At 41.4% G+C, this 21135-nt stretch carries 18 protein-coding genes; 3 read left to right on the top strand and 15 right to left on the bottom strand.

Annotated features, from left to right (window positions below):
• On the bottom strand, positions 1–559 hold a 559-nt coding region (locus tag ADI86_RS10645), incomplete at its 3' end, for an Rpn family recombination-promoting nuclease/putative transposase (RefSeq protein ID WP_049532989.1).
• A gap of 1218 nt (positions 560–1777) precedes the next feature.
• Entirely contained in the window at positions 1778–2662 is an 885-nt protein-coding gene (locus ADI86_RS10640; RefSeq protein ID WP_004235732.1) for an SPFH domain-containing protein, read from the bottom strand.
• A 261-nt stretch (positions 2663–2923) separates the two neighbouring features.
• On the opposite strand from ADI86_RS10640, the gene ADI86_RS10635 reads away from it, so the two are divergent.
• Positions 2924–3781, top strand: coding sequence for a 5'-nucleotidase, lipoprotein e(P4) family (locus ADI86_RS10635; protein WP_049532988.1), 858 nt, complete (start codon positions 2924–2926; stop codon positions 3779–3781).
• A 1212-nt stretch (positions 3782–4993) separates the two neighbouring features.
• Here the strand turns inward: ADI86_RS10635 and adcA are convergent.
• From adcA to ADI86_RS10570, 13 genes are all read right to left on the bottom strand, one after another.
• Complete coding sequence (gene adcA / locus ADI86_RS10630; RefSeq protein WP_049532987.1) at positions 4994–6499, bottom strand: zinc ABC transporter substrate-binding lipoprotein AdcA; 1506 nt, start codon at positions 6497–6499, stop codon at positions 4994–4996.
• A 9-nt stretch (positions 6500–6508) separates the two neighbouring features.
• Positions 6509–7315 carry a metal ABC transporter permease gene (locus ADI86_RS10625; protein WP_049532986.1) on the bottom strand — a complete coding sequence of 269 codons (807 nt, stop codon included), beginning with the start codon at positions 7313–7315 and terminating at the stop codon, positions 6509–6511.
• Positions 7308–8012, bottom strand: a complete 705-nt coding sequence (locus ADI86_RS10620; protein WP_049532985.1) for a metal ABC transporter ATP-binding protein — start codon at positions 8010–8012, stop codon at positions 7308–7310. The genes ADI86_RS10625 and ADI86_RS10620 overlap by 8 nt, the downstream gene beginning before the upstream one ends.
• On the bottom strand, positions 8012–8452 hold the full coding sequence (gene adcR / locus ADI86_RS10615; RefSeq protein ID WP_049532984.1) for a zinc-dependent transcriptional regulator AdcR: 441 nt from the start codon (positions 8450–8452) through the stop codon (positions 8012–8014). The genes ADI86_RS10620 and adcR overlap by 1 nt, the downstream gene beginning before the upstream one ends.
• Before the next feature lie 256 nt (positions 8453–8708).
• Positions 8709–9977, bottom strand: coding sequence for a D-alanyl-lipoteichoic acid biosynthesis protein DltD (gene dltD, locus ADI86_RS10610; RefSeq protein WP_049532983.1), 1269 nt, complete (start codon positions 9975–9977; stop codon positions 8709–8711).
• Positions 9970–10209, bottom strand: coding sequence for a D-alanine--poly(phosphoribitol) ligase subunit DltC (dltC, locus tag ADI86_RS10605; protein WP_000351967.1), 240 nt, complete (start codon positions 10207–10209; stop codon positions 9970–9972). Before dltC ends, dltD begins: the two co-directional genes overlap by 8 nt.
• A gap of 13 nt (positions 10210–10222) precedes the next feature.
• On the bottom strand, positions 10223–11467 hold the full coding sequence (gene dltB, locus ADI86_RS10600) for a D-alanyl-lipoteichoic acid biosynthesis protein DltB (protein WP_049532982.1): 1245 nt from the start codon (positions 11465–11467) through the stop codon (positions 10223–10225).
• Entirely contained in the window at positions 11464–13014 is a 1551-nt protein-coding gene (gene dltA, locus ADI86_RS10595; protein WP_049532981.1) for a D-alanine--poly(phosphoribitol) ligase subunit DltA, read from the bottom strand. Before dltA ends, dltB begins: the two co-directional genes overlap by 4 nt.
• 20 nt (positions 13015–13034) lie before the next feature.
• Positions 13035–13166, bottom strand: coding sequence for a teichoic acid D-Ala incorporation-associated protein DltX (locus ADI86_RS10590; RefSeq protein WP_049532980.1), 132 nt, complete (start codon positions 13164–13166; stop codon positions 13035–13037).
• A gap of 226 nt (positions 13167–13392) precedes the next feature.
• On the bottom strand, positions 13393–14097 hold the full coding sequence (locus ADI86_RS10585) for an MIP/aquaporin family protein (RefSeq protein ID WP_049532979.1): 705 nt from the start codon (positions 14095–14097) through the stop codon (positions 13393–13395).
• A gap of 70 nt (positions 14098–14167) precedes the next feature.
• On the bottom strand, positions 14168–15994 hold the full coding sequence (gene glpO / locus ADI86_RS10580) for a type 1 glycerol-3-phosphate oxidase (RefSeq protein WP_049532978.1): 1827 nt from the start codon (positions 15992–15994) through the stop codon (positions 14168–14170).
• Between the two features lie 41 nt (positions 15995–16035).
• Positions 16036–17544: a glycerol kinase GlpK gene (gene glpK / locus ADI86_RS10575; RefSeq protein ID WP_000076797.1), complete on the bottom strand. Its 1509-nt coding sequence runs from the start codon at positions 17542–17544 to the stop codon at positions 16036–16038.
• Positions 17545–17703: 159 nt separating this feature from the next.
• Positions 17704–19131 carry a helix-turn-helix domain-containing protein gene (locus ADI86_RS10570; RefSeq protein WP_049532977.1) on the bottom strand — a complete coding sequence of 476 codons (1428 nt, stop codon included), beginning with the start codon at positions 19129–19131 and terminating at the stop codon, positions 17704–17706.
• 164 nt (positions 19132–19295) lie between these two features.
• Here ADI86_RS10570 and hslO point away from each other — a divergent pair, with 164 nt between their 5' ends.
• Positions 19296–20168, top strand: a complete 873-nt coding sequence (gene hslO, locus ADI86_RS10565) for an Hsp33 family molecular chaperone HslO (RefSeq protein WP_049532976.1) — start codon at positions 19296–19298, stop codon at positions 20166–20168.
• Positions 20155–21135 (top strand): tRNA dihydrouridine synthase DusB, encoded by a 981-nt coding sequence (dusB, locus tag ADI86_RS10560; protein WP_000183308.1) that lies wholly within the window; start codon positions 20155–20157, stop codon positions 21133–21135. The genes hslO and dusB overlap by 14 nt, the downstream gene beginning before the upstream one ends.

Here is a 21135-nt window from a genome sequence, read left to right as displayed (position 1 = left end):
CGCTATCCTTGCTGGTTTCTCTGTATTTTTTTAGTTCTAAGAACGCCATCTTGAGCAGATGGTGTTCCTGTCCATTATTTGTGATGGTTAAGACTTCACCTGTCGTGTCCTCTCGCATACTAAAGCTATGAAAAGCCAAATCATCTTGGAAATAGTTGCTATCCACAATTGCGATAGCATATACGGGTGCGATGTGTTTATAACTCTGGTGAGTATTGCCCTCTTGCTGGCGAATTTTTTCTAGGTTTTGATTGACCTGACTGCACAGATAAGCCCACAAACGATTAATGAAAAAATTCTGATGATGCACCTGAATTTCAATAATTACTTGCGTCCCATTATCTAGCTCAGCCAAAACATCTATACTGGTATAGAAATCCTGTGCCGAATAAGGTATGGAAGGCAAGACATGAATATTGCTTCCCTCCAAAATGGTCACATTTTTTGCTGGCAAGTCCAGCATATCGCGGATAAATTGACAAGTGATTTCTGGGTTGCTAAAGATTTTCTTAGCAACCAAGTCATTGGTTGGGCTGATGCCCGGATGTCTGAGAATCATATTTCCTCTCCTTTCATTATAGCACATTTTTAAATCTAGATTTACTAGATTCTCTGTCTCTATCTATTTATTCGGAAAGGAAATGAATTGTTAAGATATTTTATCTCCGTTTTAACTGAAATATGAACCTTAGCAAGCAGTTGTCTATCCAAAGTCAGATTTAGATAGAGATTCAAAGTTCTATCAGTAGTCAAACTCAGAGTTAGTATGATCAGATTTTTTAATTACCCCAGCTTGAAACTGACGGACTTTAAACTACACCATCTTATTAACAACTTTATCCACAGCTGTGGATAAAGTTGTTAATAACTAAACATCCTCAAAAGTTTCTTATTACAATGTAAAAAATCTTGACTTTTCTAACTAAGCACTATTCTCTAACAGGGCCCCTCCCCTCTTAGCTAATAATTAAAATTTTCTCCCCGTCAACAAGTGATACTCAATGAAAATCAAATAGGAAACTAAGAAGCTAGTCGCAGGCTACTCAAAACAATGTTTGAGGTTGTGGATAGAACTGACGAAGTCAGCTCAAAATACTGTTTTGAGGTTGCAGATGAAAGCTGACGTAGTTTGAAGAGATTTTCGAAGAGTATGAAACAGTATTGTTTACAAAGACTATCGTACTTCTCCCTTTAATTTGCTACATGGAATAGACTCTCAATTCAAAAAGAAGGATCTATAAACTCCATTTAGCGATAATCAAACAGATATATCCCCATGATTATCCACAAGTTGTTGATAACTCCTGTGAATTACCCAATTTTTAGGAACCGTTTCACTCTCAGTTGTCTATTAGCTCCAAGGTTAATGAGATGTTCCCATTCTTACAAATCTGTGGAAAAGTCTGAAAATCACTCTATGTTCATACAAACTGTAATTTTCAAGAAACAAGGTCAAATCTTACACGAGCGCAAAAACCACCTCTCTGAATATTCATTATATATGTATATTTATTATATAAGAAATCGCTCATATGCACAAAATTTTTAAATTAATAGTTATCAATTTCAGTATATTCATAAAACCTCTTATACTTATAAATTAATTTGTATAAATATTTCTATATTTCTTGAATTAATAATCAATTAAAATCAAAGAGAAAACTAGGAAGCTAGCTGCAAGCTATACTTGAGTACGGCAAGGTGAAGCTGACGTGGTTTGAAGAGATTTTAGAAGAGTATAAAATAAAAAGAGCCTGTTGCCAAGCTCTTTAGTCTATTATTTCTTCTCAGCGCGGAGGGCTGACAAGATTTGGGTACGGATATCATCCACACCATTTGGCGTATTTGGTAGAAAAATGGTTTGATTGCCTTTAGAAGCAAAGGTATTCAAAGTGTCTAAATACTGGTTGGTCAAGAGTATGGACATGATTTGCTCTTCTGTCATGCCAACATTGGCTTCCTTGAGTTCTGTGATAGACTCTGCCAATCCATCCACAATGGCCTTACGTTGTTGGGCAATCCCCACACCATGAAGGCGGTCCTTTTCTGCTTCGGCTTCAGCTGCAGTAACGATTTTAATCTTGTCTGCTTCCGCCAATTCTTGCGCTGCTACCCGCTTACGTTGCGCCGCATTGATTTCATTCATGGATTGCTTAACTTCTGCATCTGGTTCGACCTTTGTAATCAAAGTTTTCACAATAATGTACCCGTAAGTAGTCATTTCTTCTGCTACTTGGTGTTGAACTTCAAGGGCAATCTCATCTTTTTTCTCAAACAATTCATCCAAGGTTAATTTGGGAACAGAAGAGCGAAGGGCGTCTTCAATATAAGATTTAATCTGAGATTCTGGACGCATGAGTTTATAGTAGGCATCTGTCACGCTCTGCTCATTGACACGATACTGAGTCGCTACATTCATCATAACGAACACATTGTCCTTGGTCTTAGTCTCAACCACAATATCACTTTGCAACAAGCGCAACTGAATCCGCGCTGCAATCGAGTCAATCCCAAAAGGCAAGCGAATATGAATACCGCTATTGGCAACCTTTTGGTATTTCCCAAAGCGTTCAATAATCGCCACCGACTGCTGACGAACCACATAAACTGTACTCAGTGTGACTATCACCAATAGGAGCACACAAACCACCACAAAAATCATCAAAAATGTTGCCATTATTGCGACCTCCATCATTATTTTTTCCTGTATTGTAGCACATTTAAAGAAGGCTGTACAGTTTTTACTGCGATTTTTCCTGAAATGTCAATAATTAGAGGTGAAACTACATTTCAAGTTAGTAATCGCTTTTTTTTTCATTACATTATCTTCTATAGAATCTTCATCCATATTCAGAGAATAACTTGCCTTAACTTTTCCCTCGTGCTATACTATTTATTGAAATTAATGAATAGGAGATATTTCATGAAAACAGCAAAAACTACTGTTACAATCCTTTCTGCACTTGCTTCTGTCGTCTTATTGGCTAGTTGTGCAACAAAGTCTACAGAAACACAGACAAGCAATAATAGCTCATCTGATAATCAAATTACAATGACATATGACCAACTACGGTCACGAGAAAACACTATGTCAACTCTTTGGTATCAAAAATCAGCTGAAACTAAAGCTTTATACATACAGGGTTATAACGTTGCAACAAATCACCTAAAGGAATTGCTCAAAACAGAATCAGACAAACCTTACTCTATCGTTTTAGACTTGGATGAAACTGTCCTAGATAATAGCCCTTATCAAGTACAAAATGTCAAAGATGGTACAGCATTCACACCCGAAAATTGGGATGTTTGGGTTCAAAAAGCTGCAGCGAAAGCCGTCCCAGGTGCTAAAGATTTTCTTCAGTTTGCCGATCAAAACGGTGTCCAAATCTACTATATTTCTGATCGCTCAGCTAATCAAGTAGATGCTACCATTAAAAATCTAGAAAGTGAAGGAATTCCCGTTCAAGGACGTGATCATCTCATGTTCTTAGAAAGTGGTGTAAAATCCAAAGAGGGGCGTCGCCAAAAAGTTCAAGAAAAAACAAATCTTATCTTATTATTTGGTGATAACCTCGTAGACTTTGCAGATTTTTCTAAGACTTCTGAATCTGACCGTGATAAACAACTTGAAGAATTACAAAAAGAATTCGGTGAAAAATTCATCATCTTCCCAAATCCAATGTACGGGTCATGGGAATCAGCTGTATACGGTGGTAACAAACTAGATGCTAAAGGTCAAGTAGAAGAACGCCAAAAAGCCTTGCAAGGTTTTGATAAATAAAACAAATAAGCTAATTCTACATAAGATAAAGTTATACTCAATGAAAATCAAATAGGAAGCTAATCTCAGGTTGCTCAAAGTACAGATTTGAAAATTGATCAAGTCAGCTCGAAACACTGTTTTGAGGTTGTAGATAAGACTGACGAAGTCAGTCACATATACACGGCAAGGCGAAGCTGACATGATTTGAAGAGATTTTCAAAGAGTATTAGTTTTGTTTGCTGACCTATATACAAATACTCACCACATAACATTATTTTCTCAGCAACCCCAAAAACGAAGGCTGGGCAAATACCCAATTTCAGGAGAAAATGGAGTAAATCTTCCCACAATAAAACGCATAGTCTCAAGGTTTTTGCGCACCTGATATTATGCGTTTTTCTGATTGCAAAGACTTTTTCGCCTAGATACGATATTTCAAGCATTAAGCAAGGTTGATGATACGAATTTAGTGTGATATACTATTTTTGTCATCGGTTACCGATTACGTTCCTTACGGTTCGTGAGAGGAGGTGAAACTAATGAATCTCATCCCTGAGCTCATTCTTACTATTATGGCAGACGTTATAGCAGGAATTATCTTGTATTTCGTTTGCAAATGGCTAGATGGTAAGAAGTAGACCGAGTGACTAGCCTATCAACACCTGTTAAATCTTTAAGATACGTCAAAAAAGCCCTTAACTACGGCAATAGTTAGGGGCTTTGGTGTTCTAATGAACCTCATCCATTGAGTTAATTCTAACATACAAGCCCCGATATTTCAAGCATTAAGCAAGGTTGATGATCTAAATTTGATGTGATATACTATTTTTGTCATCGGTTACCGATTACGTTCCTTACGGTTCGTGAGAAGAGGTGAAACTAATGAGCCTTATCCCAGAGCTTGCTCTTACTATTATAGCGGACGTCATCGCAGGAATTATCTTGTATTTCGTCTGCAAATGGCTAGATGGTAAGAAGTAGACCGAGTGACTAGCCTATCAACACCCGTTAAATCTCTAAGATACGTCAAAAAAGCCCTTAACTACGGCCATAGTTAAGGGCTTTGGTGTTCTAATGAACCTTATCCATTAAAATCATTCTAACATACAGGTCCCGATATTTCAAGAGTTTTATTCATTTTTTCAAGTTCTTAAAGGTCTATAATAAAGTTAACCATCTATTTTATACCTAAAAAGGATAGCTTCATACACAGCTATCCTTTTCTTCTCATCAATGTGCCAACATTTCTTGGGCGATTTCTTGGCCAGATAGGTTATCTGGATAGTAGGTTGGCCAGTTATACATTTCTTCAAAGAGGGCTTCTTGGCTTGTGCCTCCAAAGAAGATATGGAAATGTTCTGCCTTAACTGGGGCGATATTGTGGTCACTAAACTGAACATACTTGAACTGTCCAGCATCCGCATCTGTCGCTTCAAAGAGGAAGCGCACACCACGATTGCCTTTCTTATAAGTCAAGGTTTTCTTGCCGACATACTTGTAGGTGAATTTCTTGCTTTGTCCACCTTGAACAAATTCCATAGTGTTATCAGTGATGTTAATCTTAGTCACATCTGTCTGATAGCCTTTTGTATAGTAGGCCTTGTACTCAGCCTGAGTCATCTTACCAGTCAACTTAGCCTTGTAGTCAAAGACCTGATCAAAAGTACCGTCTTCAAGGAAAGGATAAACTGATTGCCAGTTACCTGCATAGTCACTCAAGGTACGGTCCTTGACGTCTGCATCCTCAAAGTAACCATTTTGGACTGTCTTGCTATCCTCTGCCTTTTCAGGCTCAATTGCTGGACCTTCTTGGTCTGTTGTTTGTTTTAGAGCCTTGAGGTTTTTCTCCATCACGGAAATGTAGTTTTCCCCAGCCTTGGTGTCCTCTTCTGTCAGACTTTCCAAAGGATTGAGGACATCTGTTTTAACACCTGCTTCTTTTGAAAGTGTGTTAGCAAGAGCTTGTGAGGCATTTTCTTCAAAGTAGATATAGGCAATTTTATTTTTCTTGACGTACTCTGTCAATTCTGCCAAGCGAGCAGCTGATGGCTCTGCATCTGGAGAAAGGCCTGAGATCGCGACTTGTTTGAGTCCATAGTCCAAGGCAAGATAGTTAAAGGCTGCGTGTTGAGTCACAAAGCTCTTTTGTTTGGCTTGAGACAAGCCTTCTGCATAAGCCTTATCCAAGGCTTGCAATTTTTCGATATAGGCAGCTGCATTCTTTTCAAAGGTCTCTTTTTTATCAGGGTAATCTGCTGACAAGCTATCACGGATGTGCTCTACAAGTTTGATGGCGCGAACTGGTGATAACCAAACATGGGGATCAAACTCATGGTGATGGCCTTCTTCTCCATGGTCATGCTCTCCCTCTTCTTCCTCACCACCTGGCAAGAGCAACATATCGCCTGTCGCCTTGATGGTTTTCACCTTTTTCTTATCCAAAGTATCTAGCAATTTAGGGACCCATGTTTCCATGTTTTCATTTTCATAAACGAAGGTATCTGCATCTTGGATTTTGGCAACTGCCTTGGCAGATGGTTCATATTCATGGGGTTCTGTACCAGCACCGATGAGGAGTTCTACATTAGCAGTATCTCCTGCGACTTGCTTGGTAAATTCATAGACAGGGTAAAAGGTTGTCACAATATTTAGTTTGCCATCTGCCTGCTTTTGATTGGAACAAGCCCCTAAAAACAAGGCACACAGACTGGCTAGCAATAAGCTAATTTTTTTCATGTTGGTCTCCTATTTGATAAAACGTCTTACTAAACTAATTAGCAAGAAAACAGTTACAAAAATAATGGTAATACTTGCGCTTGCAGGTGTTTCTGCATAGTAGGAAATGTAAAGTCCTGCTACCATTCCTAAAAATCCAATAGCACTGGCAAGCAGCATAACCGATTTAAAGTTTTTCCCCAGACGCAGGGCAATACTAGCTGGCAAGACCATAATGGTCGATACCAGAAGAGCTCCCGCAGCTGGAATCATAAGGGCAATGGCCACCCCCGTCACCATGTTAAAAAGAATGGACATGGTACGAACGGGCAAGCCATCCACAAAGGCCGTATCCTCATCAAAGGTCAAAATGTACATCGGACGAAGGAAGAGGAAGGTCAAAATCAAGACAACCGCCGCAATGACAAAGAGGGAAATAACCTGCTCTTCGCTGATCGTCACGATGGAACCAAAAAGATACTGGTCCAAACTCATAGAACTAGAGCTTTTACCCCTGCTCATGACAATCAGAGAAACAGCCAGACCTGTCGACATGAGGATAGCTGTCCCGATTTCCATAAAGCTCTTATAAACCGTACGGAGATACTCCAGAAAGACTGCCGCAATCAAGACAATAGCAATAGTGGAAATAGTCGGAGAAATCCCTAGGACCAGACCAAAAGCTACACCCGAAAGCGAGACGTGGCTGAGGGTATCACTCATCAAACTCTGACGGCGCAAGATAAGGAAGGTCCCCAATACCGGTGAGAAAAGACTCATGGCAATAACGGCCAGAAAGGCACGCTGCATAAAGTCATAAGATAATAAACTAAGCATGGCCCACCTCCTGATCATTCTCATGAACGTTGAAACAACGCCATGGCGAGTCTTGGTTTCGCACTAGATGGATATTGCGGTCCGCATAATCCTTAACTTCTTCAGGGTCATGAGTAATCATCAAAACAGCCTTGCCATGATGATGGGCGCTGTGGTGCATGAGTTCGTAAAATTCATTTTTACTTCCTGCATCCATCCCCGTTGTCGGCTCATCTAGGATAAACACATCTGGGTCAGAAGCAAACATACGCGCGATAACCGCTCGCTGCTTTTGTCCACCAGAAAGAGAACCCAAGCGTTTGTCTCGATGTTCCCACATACCAACTGACTCCAGACTAGCCTTGATATGCTCCTCATCATGAGCATTCAAGCGACGGAACCAACCCTTTCGCGGATAGCGACCCGACTTGACAAATTCATAAACCGTACTTGGAAAACCAGCATTAAAACTGGCAATCTGTTGAGGAAGATAAGCTATTCTCAATTTCTTACCCTGCGTATTTGTCTTTGAAATGGTCACCTTGCCAATGCGTGGCTGAAGGATTCCAAGACTAGCCTTGATCAGTGTCGTCTTAGCTGCCCCATTTTCCCCTGTCAAGGTAACAAATTCCCCACTATCAACACTATAATTGATATGTTCAAGAACGGGCTCCTTATCATAATAGAAGGATAAATCCTCTACCGTAATATATCTCATTATTTGATTTCTCCTACTAAAGCAGTCAAAAACCGCTGAATCACTTTTTGTTCACTTGGAGTAAACTGAGTCGCCACTTGTTCATAGGTTAAAAGTGTATGCTCATGGTGATGATGATGCTCCTCAGCGATTGGACGAGCCAAATCAGTCAACTGATAAAAAATCACACGCGCATCCTTTGGATCTTTAGATGTTTCCAACATCCCTTCCTTGACCAAAGACTTAATGGCCTTGGTAACTGCTGCCTGACTGACATTGAGGCGACGCGCCAATTCAGAGTTTGTTAAAGATTCCTCTGACAAGAGCATGAGGATATGCTCCTGGGTATTGGTCAGGGCCACCTCGCTAGTGCAATGACCTATTAGGATTTCATGCTGATTTTCAGATTTCAAGATAACCTCATTCAAAAAAGTATCAATTTCCTGCGCAAGCTGTCTCATGTGTTACTCCTTTCCTTTTGGACTTTTCTTTTTTAATACTCTTCTAAAATCTCTTCAAACCACGTCAACGTCGCCTTGCCGTACTCAAGTACAGCCTGCGGTTAGTTTCCTAGTTTGCTCTTTGATTTTCATTGAGTATAAGAGAAAAATACTATTCTTTGAAAAATTATTTACTGGTTAATTATATCACAACCAAAAAAAGAGTCAAGGGAAACGTGAAAACTAGTTTCATTCTTGAACTCTTCTATATTATAATCTATTGAAATTCTTGGACATCTCCATCATAAGTCGCCCAATCTTTGCTGAAAAAGCGCTCATTCAGATGGTAAGTCGGAGCTGGTGTGGGATTGGACAGGAAAGGATCAACTGCCTTGTCAAAAGCCAACCAACCCAACCAACCAAGGTGAATGGTATCTTTCATAAAGAATGGTTCTCCACCATCCTTAGAAAAATCTGCTATATGGGTGAAGCCTTGACTTTCTAACTGATATCGAATCTTCTGCACTGTTTGTTGATACATATCCTCTCGTAAACCAGCATAATCCATCCATTTTTTATTAACAGGTGGAATGATAAAAATCGGGTTTACCTTGGATTTAGAAAATTGGGTTAACACCAACTGCAAGTCATTATACTCTGGCGACTTGAGATAGGTAAAGCTTTTCTGAGAGTCCTTTAATTTCTTTAAATCCTTCTTAATCTGCGTATTATAGAAATAATTTTCCATTCCCAGATCATTATTAGAAGTATTCTTTTCAGCATCTGCTTCAACAACATCTTCTATGGCTTGATAAGAAAACTGATCTGGCAAGGTCTTTAAATACTTAACTACATGTTTATCATAATTGACATAGCCTCTAACTGAAAACTGACCAAAAAAGGAAGCTTGGCGTTCATTAAACCGAGCCAATAATTCAATCATTTCATTGTCTGCTGTCGATAATTCTTCTTTACTTGCCAACTTCTGAACAAGCTCCTTCATAGCTACGTTTGGAAATTGCTGTAATAAACGAGTTGCCGCATATTGACTAGCCTGATCTCCAGATTGATGTTCCAGAAAACTGGTCAACTGGTCGCCATTAAAATATTGTTGGAAGGCAGCTGGCTCATAGCCATTTTTACTGAACCACTGAGGTGAGATAACATACACAACCTGCTTATTCTCCAGCTGTGGCAACATCTGCTGCATCCCAAAATACTGGTTGAGCGATGCAGCCCCCCTCTGTCCTAAAAGATAAGGGCGATAAGAGCGATTGTATTTCTCAGCCAAGACTGCCGGATGGGCACCGTCAAAACGAAGCCATTCACTGGAGCCAAAGAAGGGAACAAAACGCATATTTGGATCAGATAAGGCTCTGACCTTTTGACTGCGCTCCTTAAAACTATCGATAGTAGTAGCCACCGCTGAACGCTTTTCAGCTCCTAGATTATGACGCAACTCAGTAGGATAAAAGAAAATGAGCAGAAAAACCAACAAACCAGCTATCAAGACCGGTCCGAAGATCATCCATAAGCGTTTAAGCATTTTGTAACTCCACAATACCAGCTATGATTTTATTGGCTGTATTCCAGTCGTCGCGACCAAACTCTGTAACAGGGACACGAATGTCAAAACGGTTTTCAATCTCCACAATCAACTCAACCGTTCCCATACTATCCAAGACACCTGCGTCAAAAAGATCTTCATCCATCATGTCAGAAACATCTTCCATAAACAACTCATCAATAATTTCGATAACTTCTGATTTGATATCCATATTTTATTTCCTTTTATTTTTTAAACCATAAATCATTCAAAAATCCAGAAAAGATTAAGAATGATAGCATGACGACATGGAAGGTAACCACCATGCCAAGCAACTGAATCCAACGATTCTCAGGTAGAGCAGCTTTCCCCGCTGTTTTACGTTCCTTATTGAGTGTTTTTTTCTTGCGAATCCAAGCGTCATTAATTACCAAGCCTAATCCATGAAAGAGTCCATAGGCGATATAGTACCAGGTCACACCGTGCCAAAATCCCATAATCAGCATATTTACAATGTAGGCCACACTTGAGGTTACATTACGATTTTTAAAGACTCTCTTTCTGGTTAACACCATCACCATTCGCATAAAGACAAAGTCACGGAACCAGAAAGAAAGGCTCATGTGCCAACGATTCCAAAACTCCTTTAAATCCCTTGACAAAAAAGGCTTGTTGAAGTTAATTGGACTATGAATACCCATCAAGTTTGAAATGGCTAAAGCAAACATAGAGTAACCTGCAAAATCAAAGAAAAGCTCCAGACCAAAGATATACATAACTGCCAAGGCATAGAGGTTAAAGAAACCACCTGACTGCAAAGCTAGATTCTTCAGAGGAGGTAATAAAATCTCTCCTAAAATGTGAGCCAGAATAAACTTATATAGAAAGCCAAGCATGATATACTTGATAGCCTCTTCCAGCATATCCATCAACTCATCTCGCTCAGGAATGGTCTGATAATTTTCATTAAAACGCTTAAAGCGATCGATTGGGCCACTTGAAAAGGTCGGCATGAAGAGAAGGAAACGGAGGAATTCCCAGAAGGCGAAATCCTTAATCACTCCATCTCTCAACTCGATGATAATCCCAACCGAACGAAAAGTCAGGTACGAAATTCCCAAGAACCCAAGCAAAGACTGCGTTCCATTGATAGCTGGCTGCACCTTGACAAAGATAATCGGAAGGAGGGACAGAAAACTAACTAAGTAGAAGACCCACTTGCCATCCTTGCTTTTTCGATAGTGCTTGTAGAAAAGCAGGAGCAATATTTCCCAGCACAGATAAATACCCAAGGCAGCCAATTGATTAGTCTTCCCACCTACCAACATAGTGACGATGAAGAAGAAACTAACTGGTACTTCATACCAGGCGAATCGTTTCTTGAAAAAGAGACCGATAAAGATGGGCAAGGTTGCAGCAATCACATAGACAAAATACTGAGGATTACCATATGGCTCTAAATGAGGAAGCTGTTGAAAGAACTCCATCATCTCTTATTCACCTCGTTAATCAATCCTTTGATGTCAATCTTTCCATTTGGAGTCAGTGGCAAACTGTCTCGGTAAAGGAATTTAGACGGCATCATGTAGGACATCATGATGTCTGTCAAATCTTCCTTGATGGCCTTGGTAATATCGATATCACGCTCAAACTGCTCACGCACACCGTCTTTTAAGATGACATAAGCCAGTAGATTTTGTACCTTGTGGTCCTTGTTATAGCGCGGAACAGCGACAGCAGAATCGATAAAGCGAGACTTGTTGAGGTTTTGAGAGACATCTTCTAACTCAATGCGGTAACCGTTGAACTTAATCTGGAAATCCATGCGTCCGCCGTAGAGAAGCAAGCCTTCATCTGTCATAGTTCCTACATCACCTGTGTGATAGGCTGGCAGTCCTTCGAACTCAAAGAAGGCTTCCGCTGTTTTTTCAGGATTGTTCATATAACCTTTTGAAACAGCTGGTCCTGAGACAATGATTTCTCCCTGTTCACCATTTGGCAGTTTCTTGCCTTCCTCGTCAATGATAAAGGTTGGAGAATCAGCCTTGGTATAGCCGATTGGTAGGCGTTTGAGAGTCGCTAACATCTCATCTGTCACAGCAACTGCTGACAGAGCTACTGTCGCTTCTGTTGGACCGTAGGCATTGATAATACGGGCATTTGGAAAACGCTCACGCAGTTTTTGAGCTGTTTTGACCGTCAATTCTTCGCCATCAAAGTAGAAATGCGTGATACCAGGTATTTTCTCGCTATTAAAGTCCTCTGACAACATGGCCATATCTGCAAAAGAAGGCGTTGATGTCCAGATAGCGATTGGCAATGAAAAGATGGTCGCAAAGAGTTGCTTAAAGTCCTGAGTAATAGCTGAAGGAAGAGCGAAAAGCGTACCACCAAGTGCCAAAGTCGGTGCCCAGTACATGACAGACAGGTCAAATGAATAAGGTGGTTGAGCCAGCATTTGCGGACGACTTGGCGTCGCAAATTCCTTGTCCATAATCATCCAGTTGGTAAAGCTGAGGAGGTTATCATGGGAAATCTGCACTCCCTTTGGCTTACCAGTCGTACCAGAAGTAAAGATAATGTAGTAGTTATCATCGCCCTTGACTGGATGCGTGATTTCATAGTTATTCCCTTGGACAAAGGCTTCATGAACCTGAGCTAGATTCAACATCGGTGTAGAAATCTGCTCCAATGGAAAATCTGAGATGGCAATAATCAAGCTTGGCTCTGCCACTTCTAAAATAGCTGAAACTCGCTCCAAAGCCGAATGGCTATCAATGGGAATGTAGGCATGTCCTGACTTAGTCAAAGCCACAAAAGTTACCAACATTTCATATTCTTGGCCTCCAAAAACAACCACAGGAGACTTCTCTGGTAAATCCAGTTGATCGATGGATGCAGCCAAACTATCCGAATCAGCCTTTAAATCTCCATAAGTGTGTTCCTGCCCCAAAACATTATAAACAGGATAGCTAGGCTGTATCTGAGCAAAATGCTCAATGGTTTCAATCATATCTACTATTGGTTTATTTGACACAATAGGGGTTCTCCTTCAAGTTAAAATTCATTATAGATAAAGCCTCCTTGACCCTGGCCAAGATAGCTAAAGAAGTAAAGCAGCCCTAGAAAGATAAGAAAATACAAGGCTGTCCGACCAAGAAAAAGGTAAAATTCTTTTCTTTGTTTCATCAAGAAAAACCATTCATTTCTGTAATTTTTGTTAAATAAGATAAACTCTTACTATAGTATTTTTCTACCATTGTACCACTTTCTAGGGTAATTTTTCAATTGTTTGCCGTAGATTTTCATTATATTTAAGCTAATTTTAAAAATTATGCGGTTTTTCTATGTATATTTTTAAAAAAGAGCCTGAGATTTTCATCTCAAGCTCTTATCAACATAATTGTTTTCTAAATTAGAAAAGTGAGAATACAAGCACGGCCAAGGCTGCTCCGATAACAGGTCCTACAACAGGAATCCAAGCATAAGACCAGTCTCCGTCTCCCTTGTTTGAGATTGGCAAGATGCTGTGCATGATACGAGGTCCAAGGTCACGCGCAGGGTTCAAGGCATAACCTGTTGTCCCACCTAGTGATAGACCAATACCAACAATCAAGGTTCCTACTGCAAAGGTTCCGATACCTGCCTGAAAGTCGTAAAGACCCAAAGCAAAGATTGTCAAGACCAAAACAAAGGTTCCAAGGATTTCGCTAATCAAGTTTGATACAGTATCTTTGATGGCTGGCCCAGTACTGAAGGTGGCCAAGATATTTCCTGCATTTTCTTCTGCCTCATAATGCGGTTTGAATTGCAACCAAACCAAAACCTGACCCAGCATAGCCCCTGCGAACTGAGCTAGGATGTAAGGGAAAACGGAAGCCCAAGGCAAACCACCTTTTAAAGCCACACCAATTGTCACAGCTGGGTTTAAATGAGCTGGACTGAGTTTTCCAGATACAAAGGCCGCCACGGCTACAGCAATCCCCCAACCCATGGTAATCACAATCCAACCTGCATTGTTGCTCTTGGTTTTAGGAAGAACCACACCTGCTACAACACCATTCCCTAGAAGAATAAGGATTAAAGTCCCTAGAAATTCTCCAAATAATTCATTCATCATATTTCTGTCTCCATTAAAAAGGAGGAGAGGGAAAACTAGGAGTCCTGCTCTCCACCTCTTTTATTTTTTCTTAATTTTTTAATTCTGCTAAATCATTGTTAGCAAGAGCTGATTCGACATCAGTACGGTAAGTTGCTTTTTCATCTTCTGTCCAGTCATAGAATCGTCCCATTTCATCTAGAACTGGCTCTACAATGCTGTCCAAGCTATCACGCATAAAGAGCATATGGTTGGTACGACGAAGAAGGAAGTCAACTGGGCTAAGAGCTAGCTCATTGCGCATTGCATAGTGAAGTGATAAAGTATCTGCCAAGCTAAGTCCTGGCGCTTGTTCCAAACTATGAGCAAGAGCAAAGACTTTCGGTGCATTTGAACCATAGAGATTTGCTAGGTAGTGAGCTTCCTTGCTATCCAAACCACGTGACACTCCAAGTTGCGCAAAGGCTTCGATTTCTGAATCCACATTTGCTGGGTTCAATTCTCCACCTGAAACAGGGTAAGTCTTAGAGTTAATCAGTTTAAAGCTGCGGTCAAATTCTGCTTTGAGGATGTCAACCACGCGCTCCATAGCTCCTTCAGCCATCTTACGGTAGTCTGTGATTTTACCACCAGCAAGGGTCAAAAGGCCATTGTCATCACGATCTAAGCTCGAACCACGAGAAACTGCAGATGGATCCAAATGTTTCTCAGAGGTACTGCTTTCAAGCTTGCTGACAGCAGACTCAACATCTTCACGCGTTTTTTCTTTAGAGAGATAAGATTCAACAGTCGCAATCAAGTTGTTAAAGCTTTCATCACTAATAGTTCCGTTATTCCCTCCATTGTAGTCAGAAGCGCTATTGCCTGCGATCAATGGACGAAGACCTGCCCAGCTACTTTCAATATCTTGAACAGTAATATTTGCTTCTGGGAAGCGGTTGTTGACAATGCCAAGTAGGTAATCTACATCTTCTTGAGTTACTTTTGGATGTTCCAAATCACCTGTGTAGTCTGTATCAGTTGTACCAAAGTAGGTCTTGTTTTCACGTGGGAGAACAAAGACCATACGACCGTCACCCAAACCTGTGTCAAAGTAAACTGGCTGTGAAACCTTGATCTTACTTGAATCCACTACCAAGTGAACTCCCTTAGTTGGACGCATTTGTGAGAACTGTGTTCCCTTATTAGACAAATTACGTACTTTATCACTCCAAGGACCTGTTGTATTGATAACCAGACGAGCCTTGATTTCAAAGACTTGGTCTGTCAACAAATCACGAGCTACAACACCTGTAATCTTGCCACTTTCGTCAAAGAGGAAGCCTTCTGCCTTCACGTGGTTAGCAATGAGTGCACCGTCTTGGTTGGCACGTTTGATGTTTTCAATCACGAGACGCGCATCGTTGTTACGGAAGTCAAGATAAACTCCACCTCCTACCAAACCTTCTTTCTTCAAGTTTGGCTGGCGTTCCAAGACTTCTTCCTTGCTCAAAACCTTGTTGGCAGCTGGCGTGTTATTAACCCCTGCCAAAAGGTCATACAAGTCCATAGCTACTTTAAGACGGAAGAGGCTAAAGGTCGCTCCATCTTCATCGTAAACTGGCAAGAGCATTGGGTCCGGTTTTGGAATGTGTGGTGCAATTTGTTGTACCACTGCACGTTCTGAAACCGTATCTGATACTACTTCTACGTCAAATTGTTTGAGGTAGCGAAGACCTCCGTGAACCAATTTTGTTGAACGGCTAGATGTTCCTTCTGCGAAGTCCTGCATTTCAATCAAACCAGTCTCAAGACCGCTAGCTGCCGCTTGCAAGGCTACACCAGCCCCTGTGATCCCCCCACCGATAATCAAGAGGTCCAGGGTACGTTCCTGCATTTTTTTAATTGACAATTCACGTGTTTTCTTTGAAAATTCCATTTTTACACACTTTCTAACTGAGTCGCTTTATTCTTCCAGTATTAGTCATCTACTTCCGCAAAGACTTGAGTCGCTTTCACAGCCTTCTTCCAGCCCTTGTAAAGTTGTTCCTTGCGAGATTCGTTCATAGATGGTTCAAAGAGTTCTCCTGTCTCGTTCAAAAGTTTCAACTCATCCAAGTCCTTCCAATAGCCCACTGACAAACCTGCTAAGAAGGCTGCTCCTAGGGCAGTTGTTTCCAAGTTTTTAGCGCGTGCGATGTCAATTCCCAAGATGTCAGCTTGGAACTGCATGAGGAAGTTGTTCATAGCTGCACCACCATCCACCTTCAAGACTTGGATAGCTGTCTGAGCATCTACTTGCATGGTATCGATGATGTCACGCACTTGATAAGCAATAGATTGAAGAGTTGCCTTGATAAAGTCTTCTTTGCTTGTTCCACGAGTCAAGCCAAAGACAGAACCACGAGCGTTTTGGTTCCAGTATGGAGCACCTAGACCTGTAAAGGCCGGAACGACATAAACTTCGTCGTTATTGTGAGAATCACGAGCATATTTTTCAGACTCTGGTGAATTTTCAACCATGCGAAGTCCGTCACGAAGCCATTGAATGGCACTTCCTGCGATGAAGATAGAACCTTCCAAGGCATAGTAAACCTTGCCATTGATTCCGTAACCAATGGTTGTCAAAAGATTGTTCTCAGACAACTGCATCTCTTCCCCAGTATTCATGATGATGAAAGAACCTGTTCCATAAGTATTCTTGACCATACCTGGTTCAAAAGCCAACTGTCCAAAGAGGGCTGCTTGTTGGTCCCCAGCCATACCTGAGATTGGAACTTCTCCACCATAGAAGTGGAATGGAGCTGTCTTACCGTAGATTTCAGAGTTAGAACGAACTTCTGGAAGCATAGCCTTAGGAATGTTGAGAATTTCTAAAATCTCATCATCCCATTTGAGTTCTTTAATGTTATAAAGCATGGTACGGGCTGCATTTGAGTAGTCCGTCACGTGAGCCGCACCGTCAGTCAATTTCCAAACCAACCAAGTGTCAATCGTACCAAAGAGCAATTCTCCTTTTTCAGCTCGCTCTTGGGCTCCTTCTACATGGTCCAAAATCCAACGAACCTTGGTCGCAGAGAAATAAGCATCGATGATCAAACCAGTCTTTTCATGGAATTTTTCCACATAGCCTTGGCTTTTTAGTTGCTCAGCCAAAGGTGCTGTCTGACGAGATTGCCAAACGATGGCATTGTAGATTGGAAGTCCTGTTTTCTTATCCCAGACGACAGTTGTTTCACGTTGGTTAGTAATCCCGATTGCTTCTATTTGACTTGGCTTGACACCACTTTCGATGAAAGCACCCGCAATAACTGACTGAACAGAGTTCCAAATTTCATTGGCATTGTGCTCAACCCAACCTGCCTGAGGGAAAATCTGAGTGAACTCTTTTTGACTCGAACTAACTTTTTCTCCTTTTTTATTAAAGATAATGGCACGAGAACTTGTTGTTCCCTGGTCAATAGCCATGATGTATTTTTCTTGTGACATGTGATGTCCTCCTCATAATGATCTTGAGGATGTCTCCTCTTTACACTAACTAGTATACAAAATAAAGCGCTTTCTTGTTTATCAACTTTTTTTAATTTTTAAAAAAATGTGAGGAGATTGTGTAAATTTCACAAAAAAGACCTGGAAGCACCAAGTCTTTTAAGTGAATAATAACTGACGAATCGCTGCCAAATCTTCCATATCCAAGTCGTTTTTTAAATAATAGACTGGTGTCTGTTCCTTCTTATGAATCGGGTTATTGGTAACCAGCAAATCATAATGCCGAGTTCGGTCATAAGCTTCAATAGTAATGAAACGATTGTATTCCAAATACCGTTTCAAAATGGCTACCATTCTTGAAAAGACAAGAAAACCAGATGTCAAATCCAGACCAATCCGCATATGCTGGCCACCATTTTCAGCCATATATTCGATTAACTGCAGCCATTCCCAGAGAATTTTCTTATCCAAATCCGTCCCCTGCTGAAAGGCAGGTAAGGCATGAAAAATCTCCGCCGCCGTCTCCTTAAAATCATGTTCCATCAACAAATAAGGATGACGATTCTCTGTCTGGTATCTGTACTGATCCTGTAAAATATAGCCCTTGTATAGATAAACTTGACCACAAAGCTGACTAAGTTCATAGGTGACATGGTCCTCTGTATAATCACCCAGCAGCTCCTCTTTCTTCATTTCTTGTATCAATTGCGTCAGCAAATCTGCCAACTGCCCTCCAAAACCAAGAATATACTCCATTGTATGAAGAGGAAGAATACGATGAGATAGGAGGAAAGAGAAGAATATCATCATCTCCCCATCCTCAGTTCCTAGAGGAAGGTGTTGACCAGCAAAAAAGGACGGAGCCTTTCTCAGCAAACGAAGGTAGAAAATATTGTCAAAATACCCTCGCATTTTCTCTTCTATGACTTGGAACTGACAGGCATTGACCCGTAGACGTTGTTGACTGATGTGAGCCCAGAGAACCAGGTCCAATTTCTGCCCCGAAGACAAGCTTGCACCGCAGATTTCCTCTAAACTGGCAATCTCCTGCTTTCTCTCTGGCTTCTGCATGTGGCCTTCCCACTCCTGACTGGACCAAACCTTGCGGAAAAGACAGAAATAGAAGTAACGAATCTGATGCTCTGGACCTCGCCAACGGCCATTTTGGATGGATAAGTCAAATTCTGACAAAATCTGATTTAAACTAGCCAAGTGGCGACCAAGCGTAGCTTCACTAATCATCAATTCTTGAGCCAGCTGATGGGCTAAAAACTGTTGGTGATAGAGAAGATAAACAAGAATATGGTATTTAACAGCGTTCTCCAAAAACAGGCTCCGAATCTCTCTCCCCTTGGTAGCCGCACCGATTGACAGACGCAGATTTTCATCTTCTAAGGAGATGTTCATCTCTAAACCACTGTCCAAAGTCTTGTCATTGAGCAGGGTGACATATTTGGTTAGGGTTGCTTTTGAAAATCCTGTTTCCTCCATTACAGCCTTGACGGTCGTCTGAGACTCTTGTAATAGAAAGGAAAGGATTGAAAATTGGCCAGATTCAGCCTTTTCCATCAAGTCTCCTAAATACATTTGTTACCCCTTTCATGTTCTACCTTAAGCATAGCATAAATCTTACAAATGCTGAAATAATCTGTTTCTCTTTTTATTTCCCTGCTAAATTCCCAGTCCATTATCCTGAAAATCAGCAAACACACGGCTCCCCCTTTGGGCATTTTTATGCTAAAATAGTAGCTATGGATAAAATTATTAAAACTATATCAGAAAGCGGAGCCTTTCGTGCTTTTGTCCTTGATAGCACAGAAACCGTCCGCACTGCTCAAGAAAAACACCAAACCCAAGCTAGCTCAACTGTAGCGCTTGGTCGAACTCTTATCGCTAGCCAGATTCTCGCAGCCAATGAAAAAGGAAATACCAAACTAACAGTTAAGGTGCTGGGATCTAGCTCCCTAGGTGCCATCATCACCGTCGCTGATACCAAGGGGAATGTCAAAGGATACGTTCAAAATCCTGGTGTCGACATCAAAAAGACTGCAACTGGTGAAGTCCTAGTCGGACCTTTTGTTGGAAACGGCCAATTCCTCGTCATCACAGACTACGGCATTGGAAATCCTTACAACTCTATGACTCCCCTCATCTCTGGAGAAATCGGTGAAGACCTGGCCTTTTACCTGACTGAAAGCCAACAGACTCCTTCAGCAGTCGGTCTCAATGTCCTTTTAGACGAAGAAGACAAGGTCAAGGTTGCAGGTGGTTTCCTAGTTCAAGTCTTGCCAGGAGCCAAGGAAGAAGAGATTGCCCGCTTTGAAAAACGCATCCAAGAAATGCCAGCTATCTCAACGCTTCTCGAAAGTGAAGACCATATCGAATCCCTTCTCAAGGCAATCTACGGTGACGAAGCCTACAAGCGTCTATCTGAAGAAGAAATCCGTTTCCAATGTGACTGTAGTCATGAACGCTTTATGAACGCTCTTGCCAGCCTTCCAAACTCAGACTTGCAGGAAATGAAAGAGGAAGACCACGGGGCTGAAATCACTTGTCAATTCTGCCAAACAACTTACAACTTTGATGAAAACGACCTGGAGGAACTCATTCGTGACAAATCTTAATACACCCTTTATGATTGGCAATGTTGAGATTCCCAATCGTACCGTTTTAGCACCTATGGCTGGTGTGACCAACTCAGCCTTTCGTACCATCGCAAAAGAGCTCGGAGCTGGACTCGTTGTCATGGAAATGGTCTCTGACAAGGGAATCCAATACAACAACGAAAAAACCCTACACATGCTTCATATCGATGAAGGCGAAAACCCAGTCTCTATCCAACTTTTTGGTAGCGATGAAGACAGCCTAGCACGCGCAGCAGAATTCATCCAAGAAAACACCAAAACCGATATCGTGGATATCAACATGGGCTGCCCAGTTAACAAAATCGTGAAGAACGAAGCTGGCGCTATGTGGCTCAAGGATCCTGACAAGATTTACTCTATCATCAACAAGGTTCAGTCTGTCCTTGATATCCCACTCACTGTCAAAATGCGTACAGGCTGGGCTGACCCGTCTCTGGCAGTAGAAAATGCCCTGGCCGCTGAAGCTGCAGGTGTTTCTGCCCTTGCTATGCATGGCCGTACCCGTGAACAAATGTATACAGGTCACGCAGACCTCGAGACCCTTCACAAGGTCGCTCAAGCTTTGACCAAGATTCCATTCATCGCCAACGGTGACATCCGTACGGTCCAAGAAGCCAAACAACGTATCGAAGAAGTCGGTGCTGACGCAGTCATGATTGGCCGCGCTGCCATGGGAAATCCCTACCTCTTCAACCAAATCAACCACTACTTTGAAACAGGAGAAATCCTCCCTGATTTGACCTTTGAAGATAAGATGAAAATCGCCTACGAACACTTGAAACGCTTGATTAACCTCAAAGGGGAAAATGTCGCAGTTCGTGAATTCCGTGGCCTCGCTCCTCACTACCTCCGTGGAACATCTGGCGCAGCCAAACTACGTGGAGCCATTTCACAAGCTAGTACCCTAGCAGAGATTGAGGCTCTCTTGCAGTTAGATAAGGCTTAA

Source organism: Streptococcus pseudopneumoniae, from assembly GCF_001074975.1.
Lineage (GTDB): Bacteria > Bacillota > Bacilli > Lactobacillales > Streptococcaceae > Streptococcus > Streptococcus pseudopneumoniae_D.
The sequence above is the reverse complement of the archived record's forward strand: the minus strand, read 5'-3'. Positions and strand labels throughout refer to the sequence as shown.